Source organism: Xanthomonas sp. WHRI 1810A (assembly GCF_040202885.1).
In the GTDB taxonomy this organism is placed as follows: Bacteria; Pseudomonadota; Gammaproteobacteria; order Pseudomonadales; family Pseudomonadaceae; genus Aquipseudomonas.
This window is the reverse complement of record NZ_JBEGED010000005.1, coordinates 25,080-49,432: the sequence shown is the minus strand read 5'-3', so window position 1 is coordinate 49,432 and position 24,353 is coordinate 25,080. Positions and strand designations below refer to the sequence as shown.

21 protein-coding genes are annotated in these 24,353 nt (G+C 63.1%); 6 read left to right on the top strand and 15 right to left on the bottom strand.

What is annotated here, in order from left to right; genetic code table 11:
- Positions 1-8 precede the first annotated feature (8 nt).
- Both ABQX22_RS09535 and ABQX22_RS09530 read left to right on the top strand, forming a co-directional pair.
- On the top strand, positions 9-383 hold the full coding sequence (locus tag ABQX22_RS09535) for a RidA family protein (protein WP_349798815.1): 375 nt from the start codon (positions 9-11) through the stop codon (positions 381-383).
- Positions 384-387: 4 nt separating this feature from the next.
- Positions 388-1,644: a D-amino acid dehydrogenase gene (locus ABQX22_RS09530; protein ID WP_349798813.1), complete on the top strand. Its 1,257-nt coding sequence runs from the start codon at positions 388-390 to the stop codon at positions 1,642-1,644.
- Positions 1,645-1,654: 10 nt separating this feature from the next.
- Here ABQX22_RS09530 and ABQX22_RS09525 read toward each other — a convergent pair whose 3' ends face one another.
- The 5 genes from ABQX22_RS09525 to ABQX22_RS09505 all read right to left on the bottom strand — a co-directional run bounded on the left by ABQX22_RS09525 (position 1,655) and on the right by ABQX22_RS09505 (position 7,230).
- A complete protein-coding gene (locus ABQX22_RS09525) occupies positions 1,655-2,911 on the bottom strand; it encodes an Nramp family divalent metal transporter (protein WP_349798811.1) in 1,257 nt (418 codons plus the stop codon).
- Between the two features lie 278 nt (positions 2,912-3,189).
- Positions 3,190-4,278, bottom strand: coding sequence for an alkene reductase (locus ABQX22_RS09520; protein WP_349798809.1), 1,089 nt, complete (start codon positions 4,276-4,278; stop codon positions 3,190-3,192).
- Positions 4,279-4,302: 24 nt separating this feature from the next.
- Positions 4,303-5,676, bottom strand: a complete 1,374-nt coding sequence (locus ABQX22_RS09515; RefSeq protein WP_349798807.1) for an NAD-dependent succinate-semialdehyde dehydrogenase — start codon at positions 5,674-5,676, stop codon at positions 4,303-4,305.
- Between the two features lie 241 nt (positions 5,677-5,917).
- Entirely contained in the window at positions 5,918-6,601 is a 684-nt protein-coding gene (locus ABQX22_RS09510) for a type 1 glutamine amidotransferase domain-containing protein (RefSeq protein WP_349798805.1), read from the bottom strand.
- Positions 6,602-6,636: 35 nt separating this feature from the next.
- Entirely contained in the window at positions 6,637-7,230 is a 594-nt protein-coding gene (locus tag ABQX22_RS09505) for a TetR/AcrR family transcriptional regulator (RefSeq protein WP_349798803.1), read from the bottom strand.
- Positions 7,231-7,458: 228 nt separating this feature from the next.
- Between ABQX22_RS09505 and ABQX22_RS09500 the strand changes: the two genes are divergently transcribed.
- The 3 genes from ABQX22_RS09500 (at position 7,459) to ABQX22_RS09490 (ending at position 10,328) form a co-directional block, all read left to right on the top strand.
- Entirely contained in the window at positions 7,459-8,406 is a 948-nt protein-coding gene (locus tag ABQX22_RS09500) for a GlxA family transcriptional regulator (RefSeq protein ID WP_349798801.1), read from the top strand.
- A gap of 201 nt (positions 8,407-8,607) precedes the next feature.
- Positions 8,608-9,039, top strand: coding sequence for a DUF2231 domain-containing protein (locus tag ABQX22_RS09495; protein ID WP_349798799.1), 432 nt, complete (start codon positions 8,608-8,610; stop codon positions 9,037-9,039).
- Complete coding sequence (locus ABQX22_RS09490; protein WP_349798797.1) at positions 9,036-10,328, top strand: PQQ-dependent sugar dehydrogenase; 1,293 nt, start codon at positions 9,036-9,038, stop codon at positions 10,326-10,328. The genes ABQX22_RS09495 and ABQX22_RS09490 overlap by 4 nt, the downstream gene beginning before the upstream one ends.
- Before the next feature lie 54 nt (positions 10,329-10,382).
- Here ABQX22_RS09490 and ABQX22_RS09485 read toward each other — a convergent pair whose 3' ends face one another.
- Entirely contained in the window at positions 10,383-10,772 is a 390-nt protein-coding gene (locus ABQX22_RS09485) for a RidA family protein (protein ID WP_349798795.1), read from the bottom strand.
- Positions 10,773-10,915: 143 nt separating this feature from the next.
- Between ABQX22_RS09485 and ABQX22_RS09480 the strand changes: the two genes are divergently transcribed.
- On the top strand, positions 10,916-11,842 hold the full coding sequence (locus ABQX22_RS09480; RefSeq protein WP_349798793.1) for a LysR family transcriptional regulator: 927 nt from the start codon (positions 10,916-10,918) through the stop codon (positions 11,840-11,842).
- 371 nt (positions 11,843-12,213) lie between these two features.
- On the opposite strand, the gene ABQX22_RS09475 is transcribed toward ABQX22_RS09480, so the two are convergent.
- The 9 genes from ABQX22_RS09475 to otnK all read right to left on the bottom strand — a co-directional run bounded on the left by ABQX22_RS09475 (position 12,214) and on the right by otnK (position 24,195).
- Positions 12,214-13,176, bottom strand: coding sequence for a GNAT family N-acetyltransferase (locus ABQX22_RS09475; protein ID WP_349798791.1), 963 nt, complete (start codon positions 13,174-13,176; stop codon positions 12,214-12,216).
- Between the two features lie 46 nt (positions 13,177-13,222).
- Positions 13,223-15,259, bottom strand: a complete 2,037-nt coding sequence (locus ABQX22_RS09470; RefSeq protein WP_349798789.1) for an LTA synthase family protein — start codon at positions 15,257-15,259, stop codon at positions 13,223-13,225.
- 142 nt (positions 15,260-15,401) lie between these two features.
- Complete coding sequence (locus ABQX22_RS09465; protein WP_349798787.1) at positions 15,402-16,016, bottom strand: hypothetical protein; 615 nt, start codon at positions 16,014-16,016, stop codon at positions 15,402-15,404.
- Positions 16,013-17,311, bottom strand: a complete 1,299-nt coding sequence (locus tag ABQX22_RS09460) for a sialidase family protein (protein ID WP_349798785.1) — start codon at positions 17,309-17,311, stop codon at positions 16,013-16,015. The genes ABQX22_RS09465 and ABQX22_RS09460 overlap by 4 nt, the downstream gene beginning before the upstream one ends.
- 350 nt (positions 17,312-17,661) lie before the next feature.
- Entirely contained in the window at positions 17,662-19,296 is a 1,635-nt protein-coding gene (locus ABQX22_RS09455; protein WP_349798784.1) for a GMC family oxidoreductase, read from the bottom strand.
- The gene (locus tag ABQX22_RS09450; RefSeq protein WP_349798782.1) at positions 19,293-19,835 is read right to left on the bottom strand and encodes a sugar dehydrogenase complex small subunit; all 543 of its coding nucleotides are present in this window, start codon (positions 19,833-19,835) and stop codon (positions 19,293-19,295) included. The genes ABQX22_RS09455 and ABQX22_RS09450 overlap by 4 nt, the downstream gene beginning before the upstream one ends.
- A gap of 15 nt (positions 19,836-19,850) precedes the next feature.
- Positions 19,851-21,251: a cytochrome c gene (locus ABQX22_RS09445; RefSeq protein WP_349798780.1), complete on the bottom strand. Its 1,401-nt coding sequence runs from the start codon at positions 21,249-21,251 to the stop codon at positions 19,851-19,853.
- Positions 21,252-22,270: 1,019 nt separating this feature from the next.
- Positions 22,271-22,909, bottom strand: coding sequence for a 3-oxo-tetronate 4-phosphate decarboxylase (gene otnC, locus ABQX22_RS09440; RefSeq protein WP_349798778.1), 639 nt, complete (start codon positions 22,907-22,909; stop codon positions 22,271-22,273).
- The gene (gene otnK, locus ABQX22_RS09435; protein ID WP_349798776.1) at positions 22,906-24,195 is read right to left on the bottom strand and encodes a 3-oxo-tetronate kinase; all 1,290 of its coding nucleotides are present in this window, start codon (positions 24,193-24,195) and stop codon (positions 22,906-22,908) included. Before otnK ends, otnC begins: the two co-directional genes overlap by 4 nt.
- Positions 24,196-24,353: the final 158 nt, after the last annotated feature.

Genomic DNA, 24,353 nt, shown 5'->3' with positions numbered 1-24,353 from the left:
GAGTCAACATGCGCAAAATCATCAAAACAGGTCTGCCTGACGGTTCTTCGCCCGTGGAATGGGCCACCGTGGGCGGCAAGACGCTGTACACCGCGAGCATTCCGATCTACCCCGACGCCAGCATTGAAACCGGCGACATCAGTGTGCAGACCGAATTGACCCTCAACAACCTCAAGCAGACCATCGAGGCGGCTGGCGGCACCATGGATGACTACACCCAGCTGCAGGTGATCCTCACCGACAAGCAGTATTTCGAAGGCATGAATGAGGTGTACCGCCGTTTCTTCACCGCGCCGTTTCCGAACCGGGCCACGATCATTGCGGACCTGATGGTGCCAGGCGCCAAGATCGAAATCATCGCCAACGCCTACCTGGAACACTAACCCCATGACCGCCACGATCATCATTGGCGCCGGCGTCATCGGCGCGACCACGGCTTATTTTCTGGCACGCGAAGGCCTGTCGGTGACGGTTCTGGACAGCCAGCCCGAACCCGGCCTGGAAACCAGCTTTGCCAATGGTGGGCTGCTGGCGGCCAACAGCGCGCTGCCCTGGTCTTCACCGGGCACGCCGCTGCAAATGCTCAAGTGGCTGGGGCGTGAAGATGCGCCCTTACTGCTGCGGCCCTCGGCCATCCCGTCTCTGGGTGCCTGGGGCCTCAAATTCCTGGCCAATTGTCGCGACAGCAAATACCGCGACACAGCCAACACCCTGACCCGCTTCGGCCAGCACAGCCTGGGGCTGATGGAGTCGTTGCTGGCGCGTGAACCCTTGCAGTTCGATCTGGGGCGGGGCGGGTTTCTGGAAATTTTCAAGGGCCCCCAGGCGCAGGCCAATGCTCAGGCCTTCGCTACATTGCTTGAACGCATGGGCGCGGTGATCAAGCGCCTCGACCGCAGCGCCTGCGTTGCACTCGAGCCGTCACTGGCGCCTATCGAATCGAGCATCGAAACCGGTCTCTGGCTGGAAAACGACTGTTGGGGCGATGCCCATAAATTCACCCGGGAAATGGTCCGCCTGGCCCAGGCTCAGGGTGCCACTTTTGTTTACACCAGTCAGGTCACCGGGCTGGACGTCACCGGTGGCAGGGTCTGCGGTGTGACGCTGGCGAACGGTCGAATGGACGCTGCGCGGGTAATCGTGTGCGGCGGCGCGGCGTCGTCAGGATTGCTTGCGCCTTACGGCGTGAAACTGCCCATCGCGCCGGTCAAGGGTTATTCCCTCACGCTGGATCGGGACGCGGCCGGCGTGGCGCCCACGCGGCCGATCGTCGATGACCATGAGCACATTTGCGTGACCCCGCTGGGTGATCGCCTGCGCGTGGCAGGCACGGTGGAGTTCGCCGGCAATGACCGCATACTGCGGTCATCACGGGTCGAGAATCTAAAGCAGGCGCTGCGCAATCTGTACCCGCACATCCGCATGCCGGTGGAGGTCAACGCATGGTGCGGGATGCGCCCGATGACGGTGGACGGCCTGCCGTACATCGACGCCACACCGGTGAATAACCTGTTGGTCAACACCGGTCACGGTGCGCTCGGCTGGACCTTGGCCTGCGCCAGCGCCGAGCGGATGACTCAATTGGTATTGGGCGGGTACGCGCCGAATGTCGGCGCGTTCAAGTTGCATCGCAGGGTGATCTGACACCCGGCGACTACCCCAGCATTTCCGCCCCCAGCTGGAACGCCACCCACAGGGCCAGGCCCGTGGCGAAGGCCAGTGCGACGTTTTCGAACAGGTTGTTACGGTATTCCTTGCTCAGCAGCGATTTTTGGTTGGACATGATCAGCAGGCCCAGGGAGATCACGGGCAGGCCGATGATGTTCAGCGCGTTGACACCGATGGTCAGCGTGACGAAGTCCGGCATGCCAGGCAGCGACCACACCAGCGGCGTCACCAGAATGAAGAGCATGAACCACTTGTGCATCGGGTCCTTGTGGAATTCCTTGCCGTAGCGTTCGCGGCGCTTGGGCCGGATGTGCTGGAAGGCGTCGGTGATGAGCATCGGGAAGGCGGTGGTCTTGCCCGAGATACTGGCGAACAGCGTGGCGAATACGCCGATGAAGAACACGTACCAGCCGAGCGGGCCGAAGAACATTTCCATGGCCTTGCCCAGGTCGCCCAGGGTTTTGACCTCAACCCCGTTCGGACGCAGGATCTCGGCGCCCACCACCCAGATGGCAAGGTTGATGATGATCCCCACCATCACGGCGAACAGCAGGTCGTTGCGTTGTATGCGCTTGTGTTCCGGGCCGGTCCAGCCTTTCTCGCGCATCACGTAGGGATGGACGAAGTTGGCGATGGAGCCCGCCACCGCGCCGATCACCGAGACCGCCACCAATACCGCGCCGTGCACGCCTTCGTCCGGCGGGATGCTGAAGCCGATGGTGCCTTTGAGAATGCCGAGCAGGTCAGGGCTGGCCATCAGCGCCAGCGCCAGGAACGCCAGGGTCATCACGGCCAGCAGCGCTTTCATCACGCCTTCGATCAGGCTGTAGATGTTGCGTCCCACCAGCAACCACACGGCAATCACCACCGCCAGCGAGCACAGCAGGGGCTGTTCGACGTGCAGCAGCATGGCGAGGGCTTCGCCGGCGCCTTTGATCATGTACGCGTTGATCAGATGCCCCATGAGCAGCGCGTAGCCGAACATGAACCAGGCGAACAGCGGGTGGAGTTGGGCGTAGCCCTGGAGGATGGTCATGCCCTGGTTATTGCAGAGCTGGAAGCGGGCAATGATGTTGACGATCAGGAACCTGAGCAGCAGCGACACCGCCAGCACCCACATCATCGCGTAGCCGTAACTGGCGCCGGCCACAGAGGAGGTGATCAGGTCGCCCGCACCGAGCCATGACAGGACCGCAATGATGCCGGGGCCCAGGAGTTTGCCGATCTGAGCCAGGCGTGACACCGGCTTTCCTGCAGTTTTTTCTTCGACTGAACTGCCAATCGCCATGAGCGAAACCCTCGTTGTTATTGTTGGTTCGAGGGCGCAAGTGGAGCATTGGGATAGGACGTCGTACAACTGCTGATGGGCCGTTAAAGTGTTTTCAGATGTTGCCGGCGGTTACTTGGCAGGGGCGTTTAATGCCTCGGCCTCATCGCGAGCAGCTCCCTCCCACTGGATTTGAGCCAGGCGAAAAAAAGCCCCCGGACGGCGGGCGCCGTGCGGGGGCAGGGGCGGCGGGGTTACGCCGTTTCGGTGACTTGCGAAAGGGTCGGGTAGTCGGTGTAGCCCGGCGCGCCGGGGGTGTAGAACAGGTCCCGGCGCACTTCGTTGAGCGGCGCATCCTGCCTGAAGCGCTCCGGCAGGTCCGGGGTCGCGATAAAGGGCACACCGAAGGCGACGGCGTCGGCCTTGCCTGCGGCGATCCACGCGTTGGCGCTGTCTTTGGTGAACAGCTCGTTGGCGATCAGCGGGCCGCCGAAGACCTCCTTGAGCATCGGCGCGATGCTGTCAGGGCCGACGCTTTCCCGCGCGCTGATGAACGCGATCTTGCGCTCGCCCAGCTCACGGGCGACGTGTTTGAACGTCTCCACCGGGTTTTCATCGCCCATGCCGTGATCGACATAGCTGCCAACGCCGCCGTCGCCGCGCGGCGCCAGGTGCACACCGACGCGACCCGCGCCCCAGACGCTGATGGCCGCGTCCGTCACTTCCAGCAGCAGACGCGCGCGATTGGCGTGGGAGCCACCGTAGGCGTCGGTGCGGGTGTTGGACGCGCTTTGCAGAAACTGATCCAGCAGATAGCCGTTTCCGCCGTGCACCAGCACGCCGTCAAACCCGGCGCGTTTGGCGTTTTCAGCCGCCTGGCGGAATTCTTCGATGATCCCTGGCATCTCGTCGAGCGCAAGCGCCCGTGGCGTCGGAAAAGCGACTTTCGGGCGAATAAGGCTCACATGCCCGGCAGGCTGAATGGCGCTGGGCGCCACCGGCAATTCGCCGTTCAGATACACCGGGTGCGAAATCCGCCCCACGTGCCACAGCTGCATCACCATCTTGCCGCCGGCTTTATGCACGGCGTCGGTGACCCGGGACCAGCCCTCAATCTGTGCGTCGGACCAGATGCCGGGGGTGTCCGCGTAACCGACCCCCATGGGCGAGACCGACGTGGCCTCGCTCAGGATCAGCCCGGCCGAGGCGCGTTGCGCGTAATACTCGGCCATCAGCGCGTTGGGGGTGCGATCAACCGCGCGGCTGCGGGTCAACGGCGCCATGACGACGCGGTTTGCCAGCTCGATATCGCCGAGCGTGACGGGGTCAAAAAGGTTGCTCATAAACAGTGTCCTTGAAAGGGGCGATCAGGCGTTGGCAACCAGCACCAGTTTCTGGTTGACGAATTCCTTGATGCCCAGCTCGGACAGTTCGCGGCCATAACCGGAGCGCTTCACGCCACCGAACGGCAGTTCTGGCGAGGTGCTGGAGAAGGTGTTGATCCAGACCGCGCCGGTTTCGAGGGCAGAGGCCAGCTTCTTCGCCCGCGCGATGTCTTTGCTGAACACCACGCCCGAGAGGCCGTAGTTCGAATCGTTCGCCAGCTCGACGGCTTCGTCGTCGCTGTTGACCACGTACACCTGGGCCACCGGACCGAAGAACTCTTCGAAGTACGCCGGGTTGCTGCGCTGAATGTTGGTCAGAATCGTCGGCTCGAAGAAGTTGCCCGGACCGTCGATGACGTTGCCGCCACAGTGCAGCGTTGCACCAGCTTTAACAGCGGCTTTGACCTGCTCGGCGAGGTGATCGCGGGCCGGTGCCGAAGACAGCGGGGCCAGCGTGGTGGACTCATCCAGCGGGTCGCCGGCCTGGACAGCCTGAAGGGCGACGGTGAACTGCTCAAGGAACGCGTCGGCCACTTTGGCATGCACGATGAAGCGCTTGGCGCCGGTGCATTCCTGCCCTGCGTTGTGCAAGCGCGAGACCGCGCCGCTCTGGACCGCTTTGGCGATGTCGGCGTCTTCCAGCACGATGAACACGTCGTTGCCGCCCAGTTCCAGGGTGGTTTTCTTCAGGTATTTGCCGGCCTGGGCCGCGACGGCGCTGCCTGCACCTTCGGAACCGGTCAGTGCCGCGCCCTGGACGCGCTTGTCGGCGATGATGTCCGCCACCTGATCGGAGGTGATGAACAGGTTGATCCACGCGCCTTCTGGTGCGCCCGCTTCACGGACCAGCTCTTCGAACACCTTGGCACAGTGCGGCACGATGGACGCGTGCTTGGAGACGATGGTGTTACCGGCCGCCAGGTTCGGTGCCAGCACGCGCATCAATTGGTACAGCGGGAAATTCCACGGCTCGACCGCCAGCAGCACGCCGATCGGATGGTGTTCGATGGACGCGTCGCCATGGGGCGTGACCAGTGGCACCGGGGCCAGGAAACCCTCGGCGTTGTCCGCGTAGTAGCGGGCGATCGCAGCAATGATCTGCACTTCGTCACGGCTTTCGTGGAGCAGCTTGCCCATCTCACTCGTGATCATGCGCGCCAGTTCTTCGGCGCGGGAGTCGATCAGGTCGGCCAGTGCGTGCAGCACTTTCAGGCGTGGCTGGATCGGGCCTTTTGACCACTCGGATTTGTACAGGCTGTGGGCGGTGGCCAGCGCGTGTTCGATCTGGGCTTCGGTGTGATTCGGGTAGGTCTCGATCACTTCGTTGGTGGCCGGGTTGACGGTTTGGTACGCCATGAAGATATTTCCTGTTTTCAGTGCGAACGTGTCCCACCCTCTGAACATAGAGAGCAACAGTCACGGGCGGGGTTCGCGAGTGGGTAATGCGTTTCCGCGCGCCTGAGTTCAGGCGCTCGGATAGAATTTTTGGCCCACCTGCAGGAGCGAATTTATTCGCGAAACGGCGGCAGGGTTTTACATCTCTGCAAGCCGTACGATTTTTCGCGAATGAATTCGCTCCTACAGGGAACGGTGGGGCTCAGACCTTGCCGAGCTTGACCAGCAGGGCTTTGGCCGCCGCTTCCGAGGACGCAGGGTTCTGGCCGGTGATCAGCAAGCCGTCTTCGACCACGTAGGACTGCCAGTCGCCGATTTTCGAGTACACGCCACCGTTCTGCTTGAGCATGTCTTCCACCAGGAACGGGACCACGTCGGTCAGGCCCACGGCCTCTTCTTCGGTGTTGGTAAAGCCGGTGACTTTTTTGCCGGAAACCAGCGGTTGGCCATCGGCGGCCTTGACGTGACGGAACACGCCCGGCGCATGGCACACGGCAGCCAGTGGCTTGCCAGCGGACAGCGTCGCTTCGATCAGCGCAATGGAATCGGCGTCTTCGGCCAGGTCCCACAGCGGGCCGTGGCCGCCTGGGTAGAACACCGCGTCGAAGTCAGCGTGGTTCACGTCTTTCAAACGCACGGTGCTGGCCAGTTGGGCCTTGGCGCTGCTGTCTGCATCGAAGCGGCGCGTGGCGTCGGTCTGGGAATCAGGTTCGCTGCTTTTCGGGTCCAGCGGCGGTTGACCGCCCTGGGGCGAGGCCAGAACGATGTCGGCGCCAGCGTCTTTGAACACGTAGTACGGCGCTGCCAGCTCTTCCAGCCAGAAGCCGGTTTTCTTGCCGGTGTTGCCCAATTGGTCGTGTGAAGTCAGAACCATTAGAACTTTCATGTGTGCGGCCTCTGCGTTGAGTAAGAAAAAGTGATTCAGGAATGAGCAAGCGCTTGTCGGGTGGCCGACATCGCTTCGTCGAACGGCATTGCGGTACGCGTGATCTTGGCCATGACGCTGGCCCCCAGCCACATCTGGTACAGCCGGAAGGCAACCGGTTGCGGCGCATCCTCCAGAGTGAACGAGCCATCTTTGAGCCCGCGCTCCAGGACCACCGCCAGCCGCGAAATGATGCCGGCGGTGCCGCGGTCCAGCGCCAGGCGCATGGATTCGGACAGGTCGGCAACCTCTGCCGCCAGCTTCACCACCAGGCACTTGCCGAAATCTTCGCGGCGGGTCTGGTTTGCCTGCCAGCGCTGCCAGTACGCCATGAGCTTGTCGCTTTCGCGCCCGGTGCCGGGCTGGAACAGCGCATCCATCTCGGCAAGGTAGGTCTGGAAATACGAATCCAGCAGCGCCTGGCCGAAAGCGTCCTTGGAGCTGAAGTAATGATAGAACGAGCCCTTCGGCACCTTGGCCAGCGACAGCACTTCATTGAGACCCACGGCGGTAAAGCCTTTCTGGCCGATGACCTGCGTGGCGGCATCCAGGATGCGTTGTCTCGAATCGGTGGTCGGGGTGGCGTTCATCTTCGGCTCTCTCAGTAGACCAGTCGTCTAGTGCTGAACGAATGGTAGGGACCGGGGCTGCGCGCAACAATGTCGTATCCGCAAGGATTTCGGACACGCACGAAAGTTACGTGCGTGCCGCAGGCTCCCCGCGATAGCATCGCAACCGGTCGCGCTGCGGTCCCACGGCCGATCCGTGGCCTGGGCCTACACCCATTCATGAACTGCGCAACTGCCGAAGAGGGCGTGATGCATACCGTTGCTTTGATCGTTTACCCTAAGTTCCAGTCCCTCAGCCTGTCCGTGGGCTCGGTGTTCGAATGCGCGAACATGATGCGCGGGGAGGCCGTCTACGGGTTTCGCCTGGTGTCGGAGTCGGGCGGTGCGGTGATGTCGTCCCAGGGTTTCTCGGTGCTGACCGAACCCCTGGATCCGGCCGGCTACGACACGGTCATCATCAGCGGCCACATGGAATTCGAGCAGCCGGCCGTCAGCCTGGTGCAGTTCGTGCGGGTGGCGTCGGCGCAGGCCCGGCGAGTGGTGTCGCTGTGCACCGGCAGCTTCGTGCTGGCCGAAGCCGGTCTGTTGGACGGCAAGCGCGCCACCACCCACTGGATTTATGCCCCATCGTTCAAAAAACGCTACCCCGATATTCAGCTCGACGAGGATCGCCTGTTCGTCGTCGACGGCCAGATATGGACCGGCGCCGGCATGAGCGCCGGGCTGGACCTGGCGCTGGCGATGGTGGAAAACGACCTGGGCAGCGACATCGCCCGGCGTGTGGCGCGCAAGCTGGTCATCTACCAACGGCGCGGCAGCGAGCAGTCACAGCTGTCGGCGCTGCTGGAACTGGACCCCAAGTCCGACCGGGTGCAATTAGCGCTGGTATACGCCCGGGAAAATCTCCAGGCCGACCTGTCGGTCGAAGCGCTGGCGGCCGTGGCGCGCTTGAGTCCGCGCCAGTTCAGCCGGGTGTTTCGTGAGGAGACCGGGCAGACCCCCGCCAAGGCCGTCGAAACCCTGCGGGTCGAGGCCGCCAAGGTGCTGATGGAAACCAGTCGCCACCCCATCGAAGTCATCGCCCGTGAAGCCGGGTTTGGCGACCGGGAGCGGATGCGCCAGGCGTTTCTGCGCACTTTTGGCCAGCACCCACAGGCGATGCAGCAAGCCCTGGCGCACATCGAGCGGGTGGGATAACCACATAAGCCCTGACGCGCAGAGCCCCGGTTAACGGGGCCTGCGGCGCAGCGGACAAACTTTCACATATCCGGACACGAAAACCGCTGAACTTACGCTTCGGCGCAAGGCTCCTTTGCTATGCGCAGTCAGTCCGACCCTGATGTGCCAGTGCATTCGCGTCAGGCATCAATCGGGGTCGCCGAACGATAAGGAGCTACCGTGACCCCCACCGACCACGCCGTCTACTACCGCAGCACGCCCGGCCCGCTTCACACCATCCTTCTGGCCGGCACCGTCCCTCTCTTTCTCGGCGCGTTGCTGAGTGATATCGCCTACTACAACAGCTACCAGATCCAATGGAGCAACTTTGCGTCCTGGCTGATTGCCGGGGGCCTGGTCTTCTGCGGATTGGCGTTTCTGTTCGCGCTGGTCCAACTGATCCGGGCAGACCGCAAGGTCGGCCGTCCTGTGTTGTACGTGGTCCTGCTGCTGGTGACGTGGGTCCTGGGACTCATCAACGCCTTCGAACACGCCAAGGATGCCTGGGCTTCGATGCCTATGGGTCTGGTGATGTCCGTGATTGTGACCCTGCTGACCTGCGTTGCGACGTGGATCGGGTTGACCCACCTGCGTTCGGGAGAGGCCAAATGAGACACGCCCATGCATTGAGCGCCTTGAGCATGGCGCTGCTGTTGAGCGCTTGCGGCAGTGAAGCCGACAGCACACAGGCTCGCGGCCCGGACCCTAAAATGCCGGAAACCCAGAGCAGCCTGCTGCCCAGCATGAAGATCGCCGAACCGGCCGCTTGGGGTGATCAAAAACCCACGGTGCCGCAGGGCTACAGCATCACGGCCATTGCCACCGATCTGCGGATTCCGCGCCAGACCCTGGTGCTGCCCAACGGCGACATCCTCGTCGCCGAAGGCCGGGGCGGCAGCGCAGCCAAACTCAAACCCAAGGATGTTATTGCCAGTTACATCAAGGCCCAGGGCAACACTCAGGTCAAAGGCGGTAACCGCCTGACCCTGTTGCGCGATGCCGACGGCGATGGCACCTACGAAACCAAGACCGTGTTCGCGGAAAACCTCAACGCGCCATACGGCCTGGCCTATGCCGACGGCAAGCTGTACGTGGCCAACCAGGACGCGTTGGTGCGCTTCGACTACCAGGACGGCCAGACCCAGGCAAGCGGGGCGCCGACCACGGTCACAAATCTGCCTTCGCTGATCAACCATCACTGGACCAAGTCCCTGGCCGTCAGCGAAGACGGCCGTTACCTGTACGTGGGCATCGGTTCCAACAGCAACGTCACCGAGCGCGGCATGGAAGTCGAACTCGACCGGGCGATGGTGTGGCAGATCGATGCGGCCACCGGCGCCCACCGGCCGTACGCCACTGGCGTGCGTAACCCGACGGCGCTGACCATTCAGCCAGGTTCCGGGCAGTTGTGGGCGGTGGCCAACGAGCGGGATGAATTGGGGCCTGATCTGGTTCCGGATTACCTGACCTCGGTGCGCGACGGCGCGTTCTACGGCTGGCCCTATAGCTATTGGGGCCAGAACGTCGACATCCGTGCGCAACCGCAGAACCCGGACAAGGTGGCGTCGGCCATCAAGCCGGACTACAGCCTCGGCTCCCACGTCGCAGCCCTGGGTGTGGACTTTTCCATTCCCGAAATGGGCGATGCCTACGCCGACGGCGCGTTTGTCGGTGAGCACGGCAGCTGGAACCGCGACAATCCGGTGGGCTACAAAGTCATCTTCGTGCCGTTCAAAGATGGCAAGCCGGCGGGCGAGCCGCTTGATTTCGCCACGGGCTTCCGGGGTGCCGACGGCAAGACCCGCGGCCGTCCGGTGGGCGTCACGGTCGATCCACGCGGTGCGTTGATCATCGCCGACGACTTGGCTAACACCGTCTGGCGCGTCACGCGTAACAAGTAGCGGCGCTGAAACCTGCACGGGGCGCAGCATCGCCCCGTGTCATCGCCTGACGGTCTACGGCACCTTGGCGATCACCTTGATCTCGAATTCAAACCCGTACAGCCACGTCACGCCGACACAGGTGATGTTGGGGTACGGCGCTTCTCCCCAGAATTCCGGCACCACTTTCCAGACCCGTTCGAACGTCGCCTCCGGGTCGACCAGGAACACCGTCACGTCCTGCACGTCATCGAAGGTACAGCCCGCCGCTTCAAGCACGGCGTTCAGGTTGTTGAAGGCGAGCCTGACTTGCGCTTCCAGCTCCGGTTCGGGGGACCCGTCTTCGCGGCTCCCCACCTGCCCGGACACAAACAAAAAGCCATTGGAACGAACCGCCGCCGAATAGCGATTACGCTCATACAGCGCATGGCGTCCGTGTGGAAATACAACGTCACGTTGCGTCATGGGGGTGTCTCCTTGAGGGGGTCCACTGCGAACCGCGATGAACCATGCGCTGACTGTAGGGGCTTGCAGACCGGGGATAAACGCGCAACGCTGCGCATCACTGTTTGTGAATCCCAAACAATCGAGCGTTTTTGGAGCCGGGCATGGACCGTTTTGATGCGATGCAAGCGTTCGCCCGCGTGGTGGAAACCGGCAGCTTCACCAAGGCCGCCGACACGCTGCACATGAGCAAGACCACCGTCACTCAACTGGTGCAGCAGCTGGAAGCGCGGCTCCGGGTCAGGCTGCTGAACCGCACCACGCGCAAGGTCAACATCACCGCCGATGGCGCCGCGTACTACGAGCGGGTGATTCAGCTGCTGGCGGACATGGACGATGCCGAGACCAGCCTGTCCAGCGCCGCGGCCGCCCCGCGAGGCCGTTTGCGGGTGGACGTGCCTAGCCCGCTGGCCCGGTTCATCCTGATGCCGGCCTTGCCGGATTTCCATGCCCGTTATCCGGACATCCAGATCGACATGGGCGTGAGTGACCGCGTGGTGGACCTGATCGGCGAGAACGTCGACTGCGTTGTGCGCGGGGGCGAGCTGACCGATCAATCGTTGGTGGCGCGGCGGATTGGCGATCTGCAGTTGGGTGTGTTTGCGGCTCCCAGCTACCTTGAGCGGCATGGCACGCCGATGCACCCTCAGGATCTGGAAAATTCCCACCACCGCATCGTCGGTTTTCTGTGGGCGCGCACCGGCAAGGCGCTGCCGTATGCCATGCACCGCGACGGCGAACGGCTTCACGTGCAGGGGCGTTACGTGCTTGCGGTGGACGACGGCAACGCCTACGTGGCGGCGGGCCTGGCCGGCATGGGGGTGTTATGGCTGCCCGACTACATGTCCAGGGCTGCACTGGCGTCTGGCGAGCTGGTGCCGCTGTTCGAAGACTGGCGCCTTGACCCGATGCCGATGTACGTGGCGTTCCCGCCCAACCGACACATCAGCCTCAAGCTGCGGGTGTTCATCGACTGGATCGCCGAACTGATGGCGCAGCACGCGCCGGTGGCGGATCGGTCTGAGGGTTGAAACAGCCGACCTTGGCCTCCGGCATAAGCCGATGGTTGTGGGAGTGAGCTTGCTCGCGATGGCGGAGTTCAGTTCGACACTTCTGCGGGGTCCGGACCATTTTTCGCGGGCAAGCGCGCTCCTACAGCGTATCGCGCCAGACGCGGAATCCGTGGCGCATGACAACTGTAGGAGCGCGCTTGCCCGCGAAGCTTTTTTCCTGGCAATGGGGAAAGCGCGGCTCAACGCCAATCATCCAGCACCCACGGTCTCTGGCCAGAATTAAAAGCCAGACCTCACCACGGTCCGCTTCTGCCGAAGGCGTGGGAGCTGGCTTGTCATGCGATCTGCCGGGCACCGGCAGCAAGGTTTAGGCGATATGGGCAGCTTGCTCAACGCCAATCATCCAGCACCCAGGCATCGGGATGATCGTAGCCATGGCCGCCCCGGTGCATGGAAATGCCGAGGATGTCAGTGCGAAACCCGGCGTCCATCAGCCAGCGATACGCACCTTGGCGGGCGGTGTTGACGCCAACGGTCACCGTCGTCTGGCCCGCTTGCAGCGCGGCGGTGTCGCAGGCCGCGATCAGCTTCGCGAACCGTGAAGAGGCTTCGGGCCCGGGCGCCACGGCCGCGAATTTGACGTAGAACACACCCGAACCCGCTTCGCTGTGGGGCCCGAAATGGCAGATCGCAAATGCCTCGGGCTCGCCCGCCTGATCCAGCAGAATCAACGTCGTGCCCAACTGTTGCTGGTGCACGGCGTCCATTTCACCGCTCAGGTCCAGCCCTGAGGCGATGCGGTGGGTGAGGGCGGTGCACGCGGTTTTCAGGCGCGGGCCGTCGGCGTCGGGTTGGCCGTAATGCAGCGCCGGCTGCGGCTGCTCCAGGGTCTGTACCGGACGCTGCACGATGGCGATCAACGCCGCCGGCCAGAACCCGAAGCGCTGGTACAGGCCGATGTGTTTCGGGCTGTCGGGGAAGGTCATCAAGCCGGCGTGGCTGACGCCCCAGGCATCCAGTTGCTCGACGCAGCGGCCTATCAGGCTTTTCGCGATCGAGCAGTCCCAGTAATCCGGGTGCACCGCCACTGGCCCGACCACTGCACTGCTGCCCCAGCGCGACACGCACAGCACCCCCACCATCCGGTCGTTCATCAGCGCCTTGAACCAGCGGCTGTGGGGCGAATTCCAGCGGTTGTGCACGTAGTCGCGGTCGTTCCAGAACTCGCCGGGTTCCGCGGCGCCGATGTACGTCGCAAACGCCAGCCTGACCAGCTCTGCAGCCTGGCTCAGGTCGGCTTTATCCAGTGGAACAACCACTGCCGTCGTGGCGTGATCGGAAGTCGCAGGCATGAGGGGTTCTCGGCATTCACGTGAATTCAATGCGCAAGCCCGGTGTTCACTTGCGCACGTTCTGGTACAGCATCAGCCGCGACGTTTCATGCATGCCCCGTGTCAGCTCGACCAGCCGTTTGAACTCCGTCGGGTTTTGCCCGGCGACGTCATCCAGCGGCGTCGGTGACGCCAGGTCGTGCAGGGTCGGCGAGCTGCCGTCGTGCTCCATCTGCACCATGTAGTGCTGTGTGACACCGGCGATCAGCGGGAAGGTCCCTTCGCGCAGGACCAGCGGCACCACGCGCTCACCTTCCGGCGCCGGCTGCTGAATGTCCCGGCCCATGCCGCTGTTGCGGAACGTGATGCCGGACATGCCCGCCACGGTCGGCAGCAAATCCACCAGGCCGACGGCTTCCTTGATGTCGCGCACGCCGATCAGGCCCGGCGCGTGGATCAGCATCGGCACCGCGTTGCTTTCCAGGCCCAGTTGCTCGTAGGCCGGGGCCAAAAACGGGATCTGCGCGATCCGGGTGTTGTGGTCACCGAACAGCACGAAAATGGTGTTCTCGTAGTAACCGCCTTTCTTGGCGATCTCCATCAGGCGCCCGATGTTGAAGTCCAGCAGGCGCACGGCGTTGTACTGCTCGACGCTGCGCGAACCTGCGGCCTGCACTTCGGCCAGGGTCGGCTGCTTGACCTCGAACCCGTCGTTGCTGGCCGGGATGGTGAACGGGCGATGGTTACCGGCCGTCTGCACGTAGGCGAAGAACGGTTTGTCCTTGGGCAGCGCCTGCAGGAGCTTGTCGGTTTCCTTGAACAGGTCCAGGTCGGAAATCCCCCAGACGTCCACCACCGGCGACTTCCAGTCACGCTCCTCGAACAGGCGCACGCCGTCGATGCTCTGGCGAATCAGGGCGTTCATGTTGGCCCATCCGGAGTTGCCGCCGATGGTGTAGAGCTTTTCATAACCCTCGAACGCGTTGATCAGCGTGTGCTGGCGGGTGATCAGCGGGTTGCGGGTGGCGGTCTCCTGACGGGTGACGTCCGGCACGCCGGAAATGCTGGCCCACACCGTTTTCGCGGTGCCGGTGACAGGCACGTAGAAGTGCTCGAAAAACCAGCTCTGGCTGGCCAGGCGGTCGATATTGGGTGTCGGGTTGATCGGGTTGCCGTAGGCGCCCACCGCGCTGTTGCCCAGGGATTCGAGCATGACGAACATCACGTTCGACGGCCGGGAACCCGGGACCTTGTAGGGCTGCGGCCCTTGATGGCGTACGAAGTCGAGGGTCTGCGGGTCAGGCTTTTCGACGCCCAAATAGTTGGCCATGACCGCGTAATGCGCTCGCACCTGCGCTTCGTCGTAGCGTGACTGGCCGACCTTGACCGTGTCGTAGAGGAAAATCACCGGGTTCAGGCCCAGCGCGGCGATCTGGTTGTTGCCGGAGAAAAACGCATCGCTCCAGCGCAGGGGCACCGGGTTTTCCAGATTCATGTTCTCGACCCGGCCCAGAATGCCCAGCAGCACCAGCACCACCATCACGGTGCCACCCCAGGTGGCAGACAGTTTGCTGATGACGATGCGGCGGCGGTCCAGGGTCCAGCGATCCAGCTTGAGCAGCAGCAGGGTGACCAGCGCGACGGTCAGCAGCCAGCCCAGGGTGATCCAGATCACCGGGTAGGTTTGCCAGACCATGTCGCGGGAGATTTGCGCGTCGTCGAGGAAGCGCAGGACCGTGGCGTTGATCCGCACGCCCAGATACGCGTAATGACCGAAATCGAGGATGTAGATCAGCAGGATGACACTCAGGGACGCCAGCAACCAGGCCCGGGCCAGCCAGCGCAATGCACGGACGCTGAGCAGGTTCCAGCGCGGCATCCACGCCAGCAACGCCACCGGAAGCATGACCAGAATCGCCAGCCGCAGGTCGAAGCGAAAGCCGATGCCCAGGGTTTCGCTGACCGCCGGCTGGCCGCTCAGGGCCGTGGCATCGAAGCCGGAAAAGCCGAAGAAAAACACCATCCTCAGCACCGCGAACAGCGCAAAGATAACGGCCGTTGCCGCGAGCCAATAGTGCAAGCGTCTGGAGTGCAACCAACCCATCCGTGTTCCCTCTTATAAAAGTGCAGTGAACAATCCCGTTGGAGCGAGGCTTGCCCGCGAAGAGGCCGGCGTGCCAATCGAGATGTGTCGTCTGATAAACAGTCTTCGCGGGCAAGCCTCGCTCCAACAAATTAGGCGCCTGTTACGTCACCGGCTGATCCAACGATTGATCGCGCGGCTGCCTGAAATGGCGATGCAACCACCGCCCACCCAACACCAGCAATGCCACGCAGCAAAAGACCCCCAGCAGCGGATCAACCAGGTAATCCCAGTAATTGCGGGACGGCTTGAGCCCGACCATGAACGCCAGCGTCGCACTGGCCAGCATCACCACCGCCAGGCCGTTGCGCAGGTAGAACAGGCCCAGCGTCAGCGCGGCAATTACCAGCAACAGGGGGCGCGGGCTGTAGCCGAAACGGTACGGGTCCAGGTAACTCAGGCCCAGGGTCGCCGGGTACAGCACCAGCGCCAAGGCAGCGAACAGGATCAACACCCCTATGGCGGACCGGTCTGCGGGCGGCACCAGATCGAGGCGTCGCAGGCAGGCCCAGAGCATCAGCACCATCGACGTCATCGCCAGGTCATCGATGTAGCTGCGCAGGTAAGCGGCCAGCGACAGACCGTCCAGCGGGATGAAACTGACCGCCAGCAGCGCGCACAGCAGCACGATCCGGGCGACCCGGTTCAGGCCGAACGACGGCAACAGCAGAAATATCAGCAGCGCGAAACTGACGTGGGCCTGCCACAAACTGATCATTGGCGACGCTCGGACAGCCACGCTTCATTGAAGGTGACGTGCTTGATGAAGGTGTTGTTCCAGGAGTAGACCAAGTGATACATCCCGTCCGGGCTGCGAATGAAGTACGGGTATTCGTATTCGAATTCACATCCGCGCTTGGTGCACACCCGGGTGTCGAGGCTGCTCAGAAACTCGGCTTCCAGCGGCAGGCGCAGCGCACCGCTGGACACGCGGAATTGGTCGCCGATGATTTCCTTGAAAGCCTCGGGTGAAAACGGGTCGCCTTCGGGGTCCGGTGATTTGTCCAGGTCGCGCAGGGTGCGCCAGTCGTCCATGTTTGCGTCGGTGCCGTACAGGCTCAGCTTGAAACGGCCGTCTCGCAGGTCATTGAGCGCCACCAGCAGGCCGTGTTCCGGGGTGGCGATGGCCGCCAGCGACGAGTTGGGGTTGGACGGGTCGAGCGGGTAGGGCTCGCTCCAGGTCTGGCCGGCGTCTTCGGTGCGGGTCGCCAGCACCCGATGGTGAATGTTGCCGGCGTAGCGCAGCAGGGCGATGCCCCGTTGACCGTCCAGGGGCACCACCGTCGGTTGCAATGAATTGTTGCCCCGGCTGATGCGGAATTTGTCGATCACCTCGCCATCAGCGCTGAGGTACAGGTATTCGGCAAACTTGCCCAGGAACTCGTGGTACACCGGCAACCCGATGGAGCCGTCGGCATGAAACACCGGCGCCGAGCGCACCAGCGTACTGATGTTGAGGAAGGGCGAGGTGATCAGTTGACGCGGTTCGGACCAGTTCCGGCCGAAGTCGTCCGACACCATCACGTTGACCGCGCTGCCGGCCCAGCCGCCCATGGACACCGAGACATAAAACAGCCACAGGCGGTTGTCCGGAGCGAGCGCGACCACGGGATTGCCCAGCTTGCGAATGTATTTCTGCGTGCCGCGCTGGGTCGATTCCCGGGTGGCGAGGACCTGCTCGGCCCCCCATTCCCCGGTGCTGACGTCAAAACGCGCGGCACGCACCTGTACATCCGCCGCGCCTTCCCGGGAGCCGGCGAACCAGACGCTCATGAGGCTGCCGTCCGGCAGGGCGGTGACGGCGGAGGAATGCACGAAATCCACCAGCCCGGAGGAGGCGAAACGGCTGGTGTAGATGGGCTTGGCGACCTGACCTGCGACAACCATCACTGGACTCATCAAGGCAAAGGACGCATGCAGATTGGCGGGGTGGGTGAACCACGCGGTCGCGAACAGAAAGGTCAGCGCCAGGTAGGCGCCGAGGGCTGGAATGCTGGGGGTTTTGATGCGCATGGTTTGACTCTGAGCATCTCGTGACCCGATCAAGCGCCGTAACCTAACACTCGCTGTTACAAGCAAGGGTTTTAACGGGTGCTCTAATTGTAAGTAATTGTTTGTCGGGCGAGCGTAGTCGGGTTGAACGCGTCGTGGAGGGGCTTTTCAGGTGGGAGGGGGGTGCGCCAGACGCAGGCAGGGGTGGGGTGAACATTCCAGGCTGTGCGGGGGAATGCCTTGAATGACGCTGCGCGGCAGCCACGCAGCGTCCAGATGACCGTTAATGACGATACACGTCCCGCTGTTGATTCTGGCCGGAGGCCAGACGCGAACAGCCTCCAGTCTAAGTCCGGTGAAAGGCCTGGTCCCTAGACTTCCTTGAGCAGCGTATCGGCAATCCTGATGCTCAACGCCGCACCGGTCAGTGTCGGGTTTACGCAGGACGACGATGGCATGACGCTGGTGCCGGCGATGAACAGGTTTGGGTGATCGTGGCTGCGGCAATCGCGGTTGACCACTGAATCCTGGGGGTCGTCGCCCATGATGGTGGTGCCCATGATGTGCTGGCGGTTCTGGAAACCGACATCAGTGCTGAGGATGTCGGCGTCCAGCAGCTTGGCGAACTGTTTGAAATCTTCCAGCGCCTTCTCTTTGCCCGCATGCCAGTAGTCCGGAACGCTGTAGTAAATCTCCGGCACCGGCAGGCCGATGGCGTCGAATTTGGTTTTGCTCGGCGTGACCCGGTTTTCCGGTAGCGGCAGGGTCTCGAAATCCACCGCCCAGTTCAGCGAGCGCGCCGATTGCAGACGAATCCCTTCATCGAGCCTGGAGCCCAAGATACCCTTGGCGATCAAGCCGGCGGTGATCTGCGACGTCGGCACCGTGTTGCGCACCTTGATCTTGTAGCCGGGGTAATCCTTGCGGAACGCACCGTCGCGGCTGTTGAGGTAGACCAACAATTGCGTCGGGCCTTCCCCGGGCCACATGTCTTCCTTGGTCATGACGTTCATGCTGATGCCGGTGTGATCCATCAGGTTGCGGCCGACCTGGTCCGACGAGTTGGCGATGCCGTTCGGGTACCTCTCCGAGGTGGACATCAGCAACAGCTTCGGCGACTCGATGCCGTACGCGGCCAGCACGAAATAACGGGCCTTGAGTTGATGCTGCGATTTATCCGGTTTCATGTACCAGATCGAGGTGATCTTGCCGCTGTCATCAGCTTCGATCTTGTACACCACCGAATTCTCCAGCACCTTCGCGCCATGACGCTCGGCTTCATCGATGTGCATCGAGCCATCGTATTTGGCAGCAATCGGGCACACCGGGTTGCAGTTGTTGTTACCGGCGCAGGGCGGGCGCTTGCCGTACGGGCGGGTGGCACGGCCGTTGGGTTCCAGAATCGGGTTGTAGCCGCCTTTGCTCAACAGCTCGGAAAGCCGCTTGAACATGTAGCTGGGCTTGAGCCCTTCCATCGGGTATGGGATCGAGCGCGGCGGGAACGCGGCCCCGCCCTGGCCACTTTCATCCTGACCGTCCACGCCGGACACGCCCAGCTCGGTTTCTGCGCGAGCGTAAAACGGTTCCAGTTCGTCGTAACTGATCGGCCAATCCCGGCCACGGCCGTACAGCGATTTAAGGCGGAAATCATTGGGCAGCATGCGCCACAGCGACGACCCGAAATGCCAGGTGGTGCCGCCCACGACCCGAAGGTAGGAGGTGCTGTATTTCACCGGACCGACTTGCTGCAGGTAATCGCCGTAGGTCGACGGCGCGTGGGGCAGGCTTGGGTAGGGTGATCCGGCGCCCTGCAACTTGGCGTTGGCCAGCGACAGCTTGACCGGCGCGTTGCGGAAGGTCTCGACGATGTCGCGTCGATTGACACGAGGGCCTGCTTCCAGAACGATCACGGATTTGTTGGCTTTGGCCATGTCCGTGGCAATCAGGCCGCCCATCACGCCCGAGCCGATGATCACCACGTCGGCGTCGAATTGTTCACTGCTCATAGTCTGGAATCCTGCGTGTCTGCTGGCTTGGCGCCCCATGTAGCCGGGCCGCCACCGTAAGTGGGGATGATCAGCGTGCCGTGGGTCGGCAGGTACATCAGCGCTTCGGAGTACGCCACCAATTCGGCGTCCGCCGCCTCCCCCACGATGCCCAGGTACCAGGCGGCAATGATGCTGGTCGCCGTCGCCTTGAGTGACGCGTCCGGAGCAGGCAACGCCAGATAGCCATCCACATGGGTCAGGCCATTGCTGGCGATCAGTTGGGTGAGTGCGGTGACGTTACCGGCGAAGTTCGGCGCGCGTCTGGCCAGCGCGGCGTAATAACGCGCGGCCAGCACCGGATTGACCGGGCGGCTGACCAGAAACTGCGACAGCGCGATGAATTCGGCGGTGGACGGCTCTGCCGCCATCACCGATTGCCACGGCAGGACGCTGCCCATCAGCGTCATCAAACCCAGCGTTACGGCGCCGCGCAGCAGACTGCGGCGGGACATTCCCGATGGGATGTCTGCCTGAGCGGACGTGGATGTATTGCTCATAAGGTTCTCCATGGCTCAGACACCCTGACGTCGGCGGCGGGCAATCAACCACGCGCCAAGGCCGATCAGCAGGCCCACCAGAATGATTGCCGGAACAGTGAACTTCGCCAGCACGGCGAGGGTGGCCTCCGGGCCGCCTTTGCGGCTTTGCGCCACGTCGGCTGCAGTGACTGTCTGGTCCGGATTGCCGTAGCGCGACAGCACGTAATTGCTGACGTCGGCGATTTGCTGATCGTTGAGGCGGTCGGTGAAGCGTCCGTCCGGGCCGAAAGCAGGCATGTCCACCGCGACGCCGTCTACCGTGCGATGCACGCCATCGACGATCACGGCGATCAGGTTGTCCGCCCGGCTGGTGGCGGTGTTGTTGAACAGCGACGGGTATTGCGCGTTGCCTTGGCCGTTGGCCTGGTGGCAGTTGGCGCAGGTCCCGCTGAAGATATGCCAGCCCGGACTGTCCTCAGGCTTGCCGCCGCGCAGGGTCAACTCGTCGGTGGAGGCCTCCCCGTATTCGTGGCGCGCCTTGGTCTGGCCGTTGTTGACCGGCTGGGTCTGCAGGAGGTAAGCGGCGATCGCCTTGAGGTCCGAGTCGCCCAGGTACTGCAGGCTGTTTTCCACCGCTTCGGCCATGGGCCCTGCGGCCTGGGCTTTGCCTGCGACGTGACCGGTGCGCAGGTAAGCGACGAGTTCATCGCTGGACCACGCACCGATGCCGCTGATTTTGTCGGCGCTGATATTGGGTGCGTACCAACTGCCCAGCGGGGCACCGCCCAAAGCTTCGCCGTTGTTGGCGGCCATCAGCACGTTGCGCGGTGTGTGGCAGGTATCGCAGTGAGCCAGTGCGTTGACCAGGTAATCGCCGCGGTTGATTTCAGCGGATTTGCTGGCGTCCGGGGTGAAGGGCCTGGCGTCGAGGAACAGCAGATTCCAGGCGATCATCGAGGCGCGGATGCTGAACGGGAATCTCAGTTCGGTTTTTTTCGACGGCGTGTCCACGGGCTGCACTTCGTGCATGAAGTAATCGTAAAGCGCGGCGGTGTCGCTGTCGGTCATCTTCGCGTACGAGGTGTAGGGCATCGCCGGATAAAGGTGGGTGCCGTCGGCTGTGACGCCGTCGCGCACGGCGCGAGCGAACTGCTCTTTGGTGTAGCCACCGATACCGGCCGTTTTGGACGGCGTGATGTTGGTCGAGTAGATAACGCCCATGGGCGATACCAGCGGATACCCGCCTGCGAACGATGCGCCGCCCGGCGCGGTGTGGCAGGCCACGCAGTCTGCAGCGACGGCCAGGCGTTTGCCCGGCGATGCATCAGGTTCCAACGGTTGGCCGTAGGCGGTTCCGGCGAGACAGCCCACAAGGGTCAGCACGCTGGCAAAGGTCAATTTCAGGCGTTGTTTAGCACGGTCGTCACGCGACATCGGTTCTACCTTAAGCAATTGCAGCCATGGCGTTTTTACATTCATTGGCTAGATGCGCTGGGTCAGGTGTCGCTGCTCACGGAAGGCAACGGCAATGCGCTGCGACAGGATGTCGCACAAAGCGCGGCGAATATTTCACACGAAGTAACATCCTGCAACACTTAATCTTGGCGAATGGCCACTCATCGTACAACTGGTGGAGCGCTCTAGGTCGGGCTTCTTGCATGGAAGCTGTAGCCTGCTTGCTTTCGCGGGCAGCCTGGAAGGGGAAGTGGGTGACAATTTTTTGTGAGGTTTTTGCATACGGGCAATGCCGTGGGGCTCGCTTGCTCAGGAAGGGCGGGTCGTCTCAAACCGTGAGTGGGTGTGGAACCCTGCGACCGAGATGTTTCAAAGTGAGACCGTATGTATAGGTTTTGCTGCCGCTTCGCGCCAGATCGCGGGCAAGCCACGCTCCTACGCCTTCGGCAGAAGCGGATCGGCGCCTCTGGGCAGAAGCAGATCGGCGCCTCGGGGCAGGATCGGATCAACGGCTCTGGCCGAAGCGAATCGGCGTACGCTCAGGCTTTTGATTCTGGCCGGAGGCCGTGGGAGCGCAGCTTGTCCCGCGATGGGCTGCGCAGCAGCCCCAAAACCTGGCGACCGAGATTTCACAGGGAAACTGCGTGCACAGGTTTTACTGCCGCTTCGCGCCAGATCGCGGGCAAGCCACGCTCCTACGCCTTCGGCAGAGGCAGATCGGCGCCTCCGGGCAGGAGTGGATCAACGGCTTTGGCCGAAGCGGATCGGCGTACGCATAGGCTTTTGATTCTGGCCGCAGGCCGTGGGAGCGCAGCTTGCTCGCGATGGGGCGCGCAGCGGCCCTAAAACCTGGCGACCGAGATTCTCAGGGAAAAACCGCGTGAACAGGTTTTACTGCCGCTTCGCGCCAGATCGCGGGCAAGCCACGCTCCTACGCCCTCCGGGCAGAAGCGGATCGGCCTACCATCAGGCTCATCAAGCCTTCGGCACCACCCGCCTCAGTACACCGCGCCAAACACGGCGCGCAGTTCGTCGAGGGCGGCGTCGCTCATGGGGGCGGGGCGGGGTTGGGTCATGAGCCACAGGCGGGCGGTTTCTTCCAGCTCTTCGAGCACGTAGCTGGCCTTGGAGATGGAGCTTTCCCAGACCACCGGCCCCAGGCGTTCGAGCATCACGGCGCGTACCCGGTCGGCCAGCAACGCTACTTGTTCGGCCACCTCTGGCGAGCCTGGGCGGTCGTAGTTGATCAGCGGCACGCGGCCGACTTTCATCACCTGGTAAGGCGTGATCGGCGGCAGGATATTCTCCTGGCTCCAGACGCCGGCCAGGGTCAGGGCCACCAAATGCGTGGAGTGGGTGTGCACTACGCCGTTGGCCTGCGGATTGCGGTCGTAGATCCTGCGGTGCAGGGCCAGGGTCTTGGACGGTTTCTCGCCGCTGAGCCAGGTGCCGTCAACGCTCACTTTGGCGATCTGCGCGGGGTCCAGGTGACCCAGGCACGCGTCGGTGGGCGTGATCAGCCAGCCGTCATCGAGCCGTGCACTGATGTTGCCGGCGCTGCCGACGGTGTAACCGCGCCCGAACAGGCTGCGGCCCACGGTGCAGATTTCTTCGCGCAGTGCGTTTTCGTTGCTCATGCTGTTGCTCCTTGCATAAAGCGCAGGGCTTTGCTGAAGAAGTCCACGCTGCCGAAGTTGCCGGATTTGAGTGTGAGGGACACCGCGTCGTCGCTGCCCAGCGCCAGGGTCAACGGCACGCCAGGGTCGATCTGCCGGCCGATGCGCAGCCCTTTAATGTTCAGGGCCTTGACCACCGCCCCCGACGTTTCCCCGCCGGCCACCACGAAACGGCGGAAGCCCTTGTCGTGGAGGGTGCGAGCGATGTTGCCCAGTGCTTCCTCCACCAGCGCGCCGGCGCGTTCGACACCCAGCCGTTGTTGCACCTCGCGCACCGCGTCGGGGCTGCTGGTGGCATAGATCAACGCCGGTTCGTTCTGCTCTGCAAACGCGACGGCCTGGGCCACCACGTCCTGGCCGTCAGCCAGGGCCAGCGGGTCGACACGAAAACCCGCGTTGCCGCGCTGCAACCAGTCGGCAACCTGGCCGTTGGTGGCTTTGGACGCGCTGCCCGCCAGCACCACGGCGCGGCCTTCGGCGTTGTCCATGTCCGCAGCATCCACCGGGCGCAAGACCCCGGAGCGCAGAAAGTTAGCTGGCAGCCCCTGGGCCACACCCGAACCACCGGTGATCAAGGGCAGCGACGCGCAGGCCTCGCCGAGTGTCATCAGGTCGGCGTCGGACACCGCGTCCGCAATCGCCACCCGTACGCCGTCACCGCGTAACTGCTCGAAACGCGATGCCACCGCCGAAGCGCCCTGGGCCACGGCGTCGTAGCGCACCAGGCCCACCGGCGAGGCGGTCTGCTGGCTCAACACGCGCACCAGATTGGCGTCGGTCATGGGGGTCAGCGGGTGATGTTCCATGCCGGACTCGCTGAGCAGCGCGTCCTGTACAAACAGGTGACCGCGAAACACGGTACGGCCGGTTTCGGGAAACGCCGGGCAGGCAATGGTGAAGTCCGCGCCCAGGGCGTCCAGCAGCGCGTCGGTCACCTGCCCGATGTTGCCGGCGGCGGTGGAATCAAACGTCGAGCAGTACTTGAAGAAGAACTGCGTGCAGCCGCGACTGCGCAGCCATGCCAGCGCTTCCAGCGATTCGCGCACGGCGTCGGCGGCGGGGCTGGTGCGGGATTTCAAGGCGATGACCACGGCATCGGCGTCCAGCAAGGACGCCAGGCTTGCGTCCGGGATGCCGATGGTCTGTACAGTGCGCATGCCGCCGCGCACCAGAATGTTGGCCAGGTCGGTGGCGCCGGTGAAGTCGTCGGCGATGCAGCCGAGCAAAGGTGAGGTAACCGGGTTCATACAGTGCTCTCCGGCGGCGAGGTCTGAGACCTGTCCGCAAAATCCGCTGCTGACGTGCGACTTTCAGCAGTGTGAAAAAATGATAACTGTGAGGCAGTTACCTGAGTCTCTTTCACCGATACTAGTTCAAAATTAGGTAAAGATGTTAATCCGTGTGA

Bases quoted from the DNA above. Each gene is read 5' to 3' on its own strand.
- ABQX22_RS09520 (WP_349798809.1), bottom strand. From the start codon at position 4,278: ATGAGCAACCTTTTTGACCCCGTCACGCTCGGCGATATCGAGCTGGCA.
- ABQX22_RS09485 (WP_349798795.1), bottom strand. From the start codon at position 10,772: ATGACGCAACGTGACGTTGTATTTCCACACGGACGCCATGCGCTGTAT.
- ABQX22_RS09455 (WP_349798784.1), bottom strand. From the start codon at position 19,296: ATGAGCAGTGAACAATTCGACGCCGACGTGGTGATCATCGGCTCGGGC.
- ABQX22_RS09515 (WP_349798807.1), bottom strand. From the start codon at position 5,676: ATGGCGTACCAAACCGTCAACCCGGCCACCAACGAAGTGATCGAGACC.
- otnC (WP_349798778.1), bottom strand. From the start codon at position 22,909: ATGAGCAACGAAAACGCACTGCGCGAAGAAATCTGCACCGTGGGCCGC.
- ABQX22_RS09465 (WP_349798787.1), bottom strand. From the start codon at position 16,016: ATGATCAGTTTGTGGCAGGCCCACGTCAGTTTCGCGCTGCTGATATTT.
- ABQX22_RS09510 (WP_349798805.1), bottom strand. From the start codon at position 6,601: ATGAAAGTTCTAATGGTTCTGACTTCACACGACCAATTGGGCAACACC.
- ABQX22_RS09535 (WP_349798815.1), top strand. From the start codon at position 9: ATGCGCAAAATCATCAAAACAGGTCTGCCTGACGGTTCTTCGCCCGTG.
- ABQX22_RS09500 (WP_349798801.1), top strand. From the start codon at position 7,459: ATGCATACCGTTGCTTTGATCGTTTACCCTAAGTTCCAGTCCCTCAGC.
- ABQX22_RS09480 (WP_349798793.1), top strand. From the start codon at position 10,916: ATGGACCGTTTTGATGCGATGCAAGCGTTCGCCCGCGTGGTGGAAACC.
- ABQX22_RS09445 (WP_349798780.1), bottom strand. From the start codon at position 21,251: ATGTCGCGTGACGACCGTGCTAAACAACGCCTGAAATTGACCTTTGCC.
- ABQX22_RS09530 (WP_349798813.1), top strand. From the start codon at position 388: ATGACCGCCACGATCATCATTGGCGCCGGCGTCATCGGCGCGACCACG.
- ABQX22_RS09505 (WP_349798803.1), bottom strand. From the start codon at position 7,230: ATGAACGCCACCCCGACCACCGATTCGAGACAACGCATCCTGGATGCC.
- ABQX22_RS09450 (WP_349798782.1), bottom strand. From the start codon at position 19,835: ATGAGCAATACATCCACGTCCGCTCAGGCAGACATCCCATCGGGAATG.
- otnK (WP_349798776.1), bottom strand. From the start codon at position 24,195: ATGAACCCGGTTACCTCACCTTTGCTCGGCTGCATCGCCGACGACTTC.
- ABQX22_RS09475 (WP_349798791.1), bottom strand. From the start codon at position 13,176: ATGCCTGCGACTTCCGATCACGCCACGACGGCAGTGGTTGTTCCACTG.
- ABQX22_RS09490 (WP_349798797.1), top strand. From the start codon at position 9,036: ATGAGACACGCCCATGCATTGAGCGCCTTGAGCATGGCGCTGCTGTTG.
- ABQX22_RS09470 (WP_349798789.1), bottom strand. From the start codon at position 15,259: ATGGGTTGGTTGCACTCCAGACGCTTGCACTATTGGCTCGCGGCAACG.
- ABQX22_RS09460 (WP_349798785.1), bottom strand. From the start codon at position 17,311: ATGCGCATCAAAACCCCCAGCATTCCAGCCCTCGGCGCCTACCTGGCG.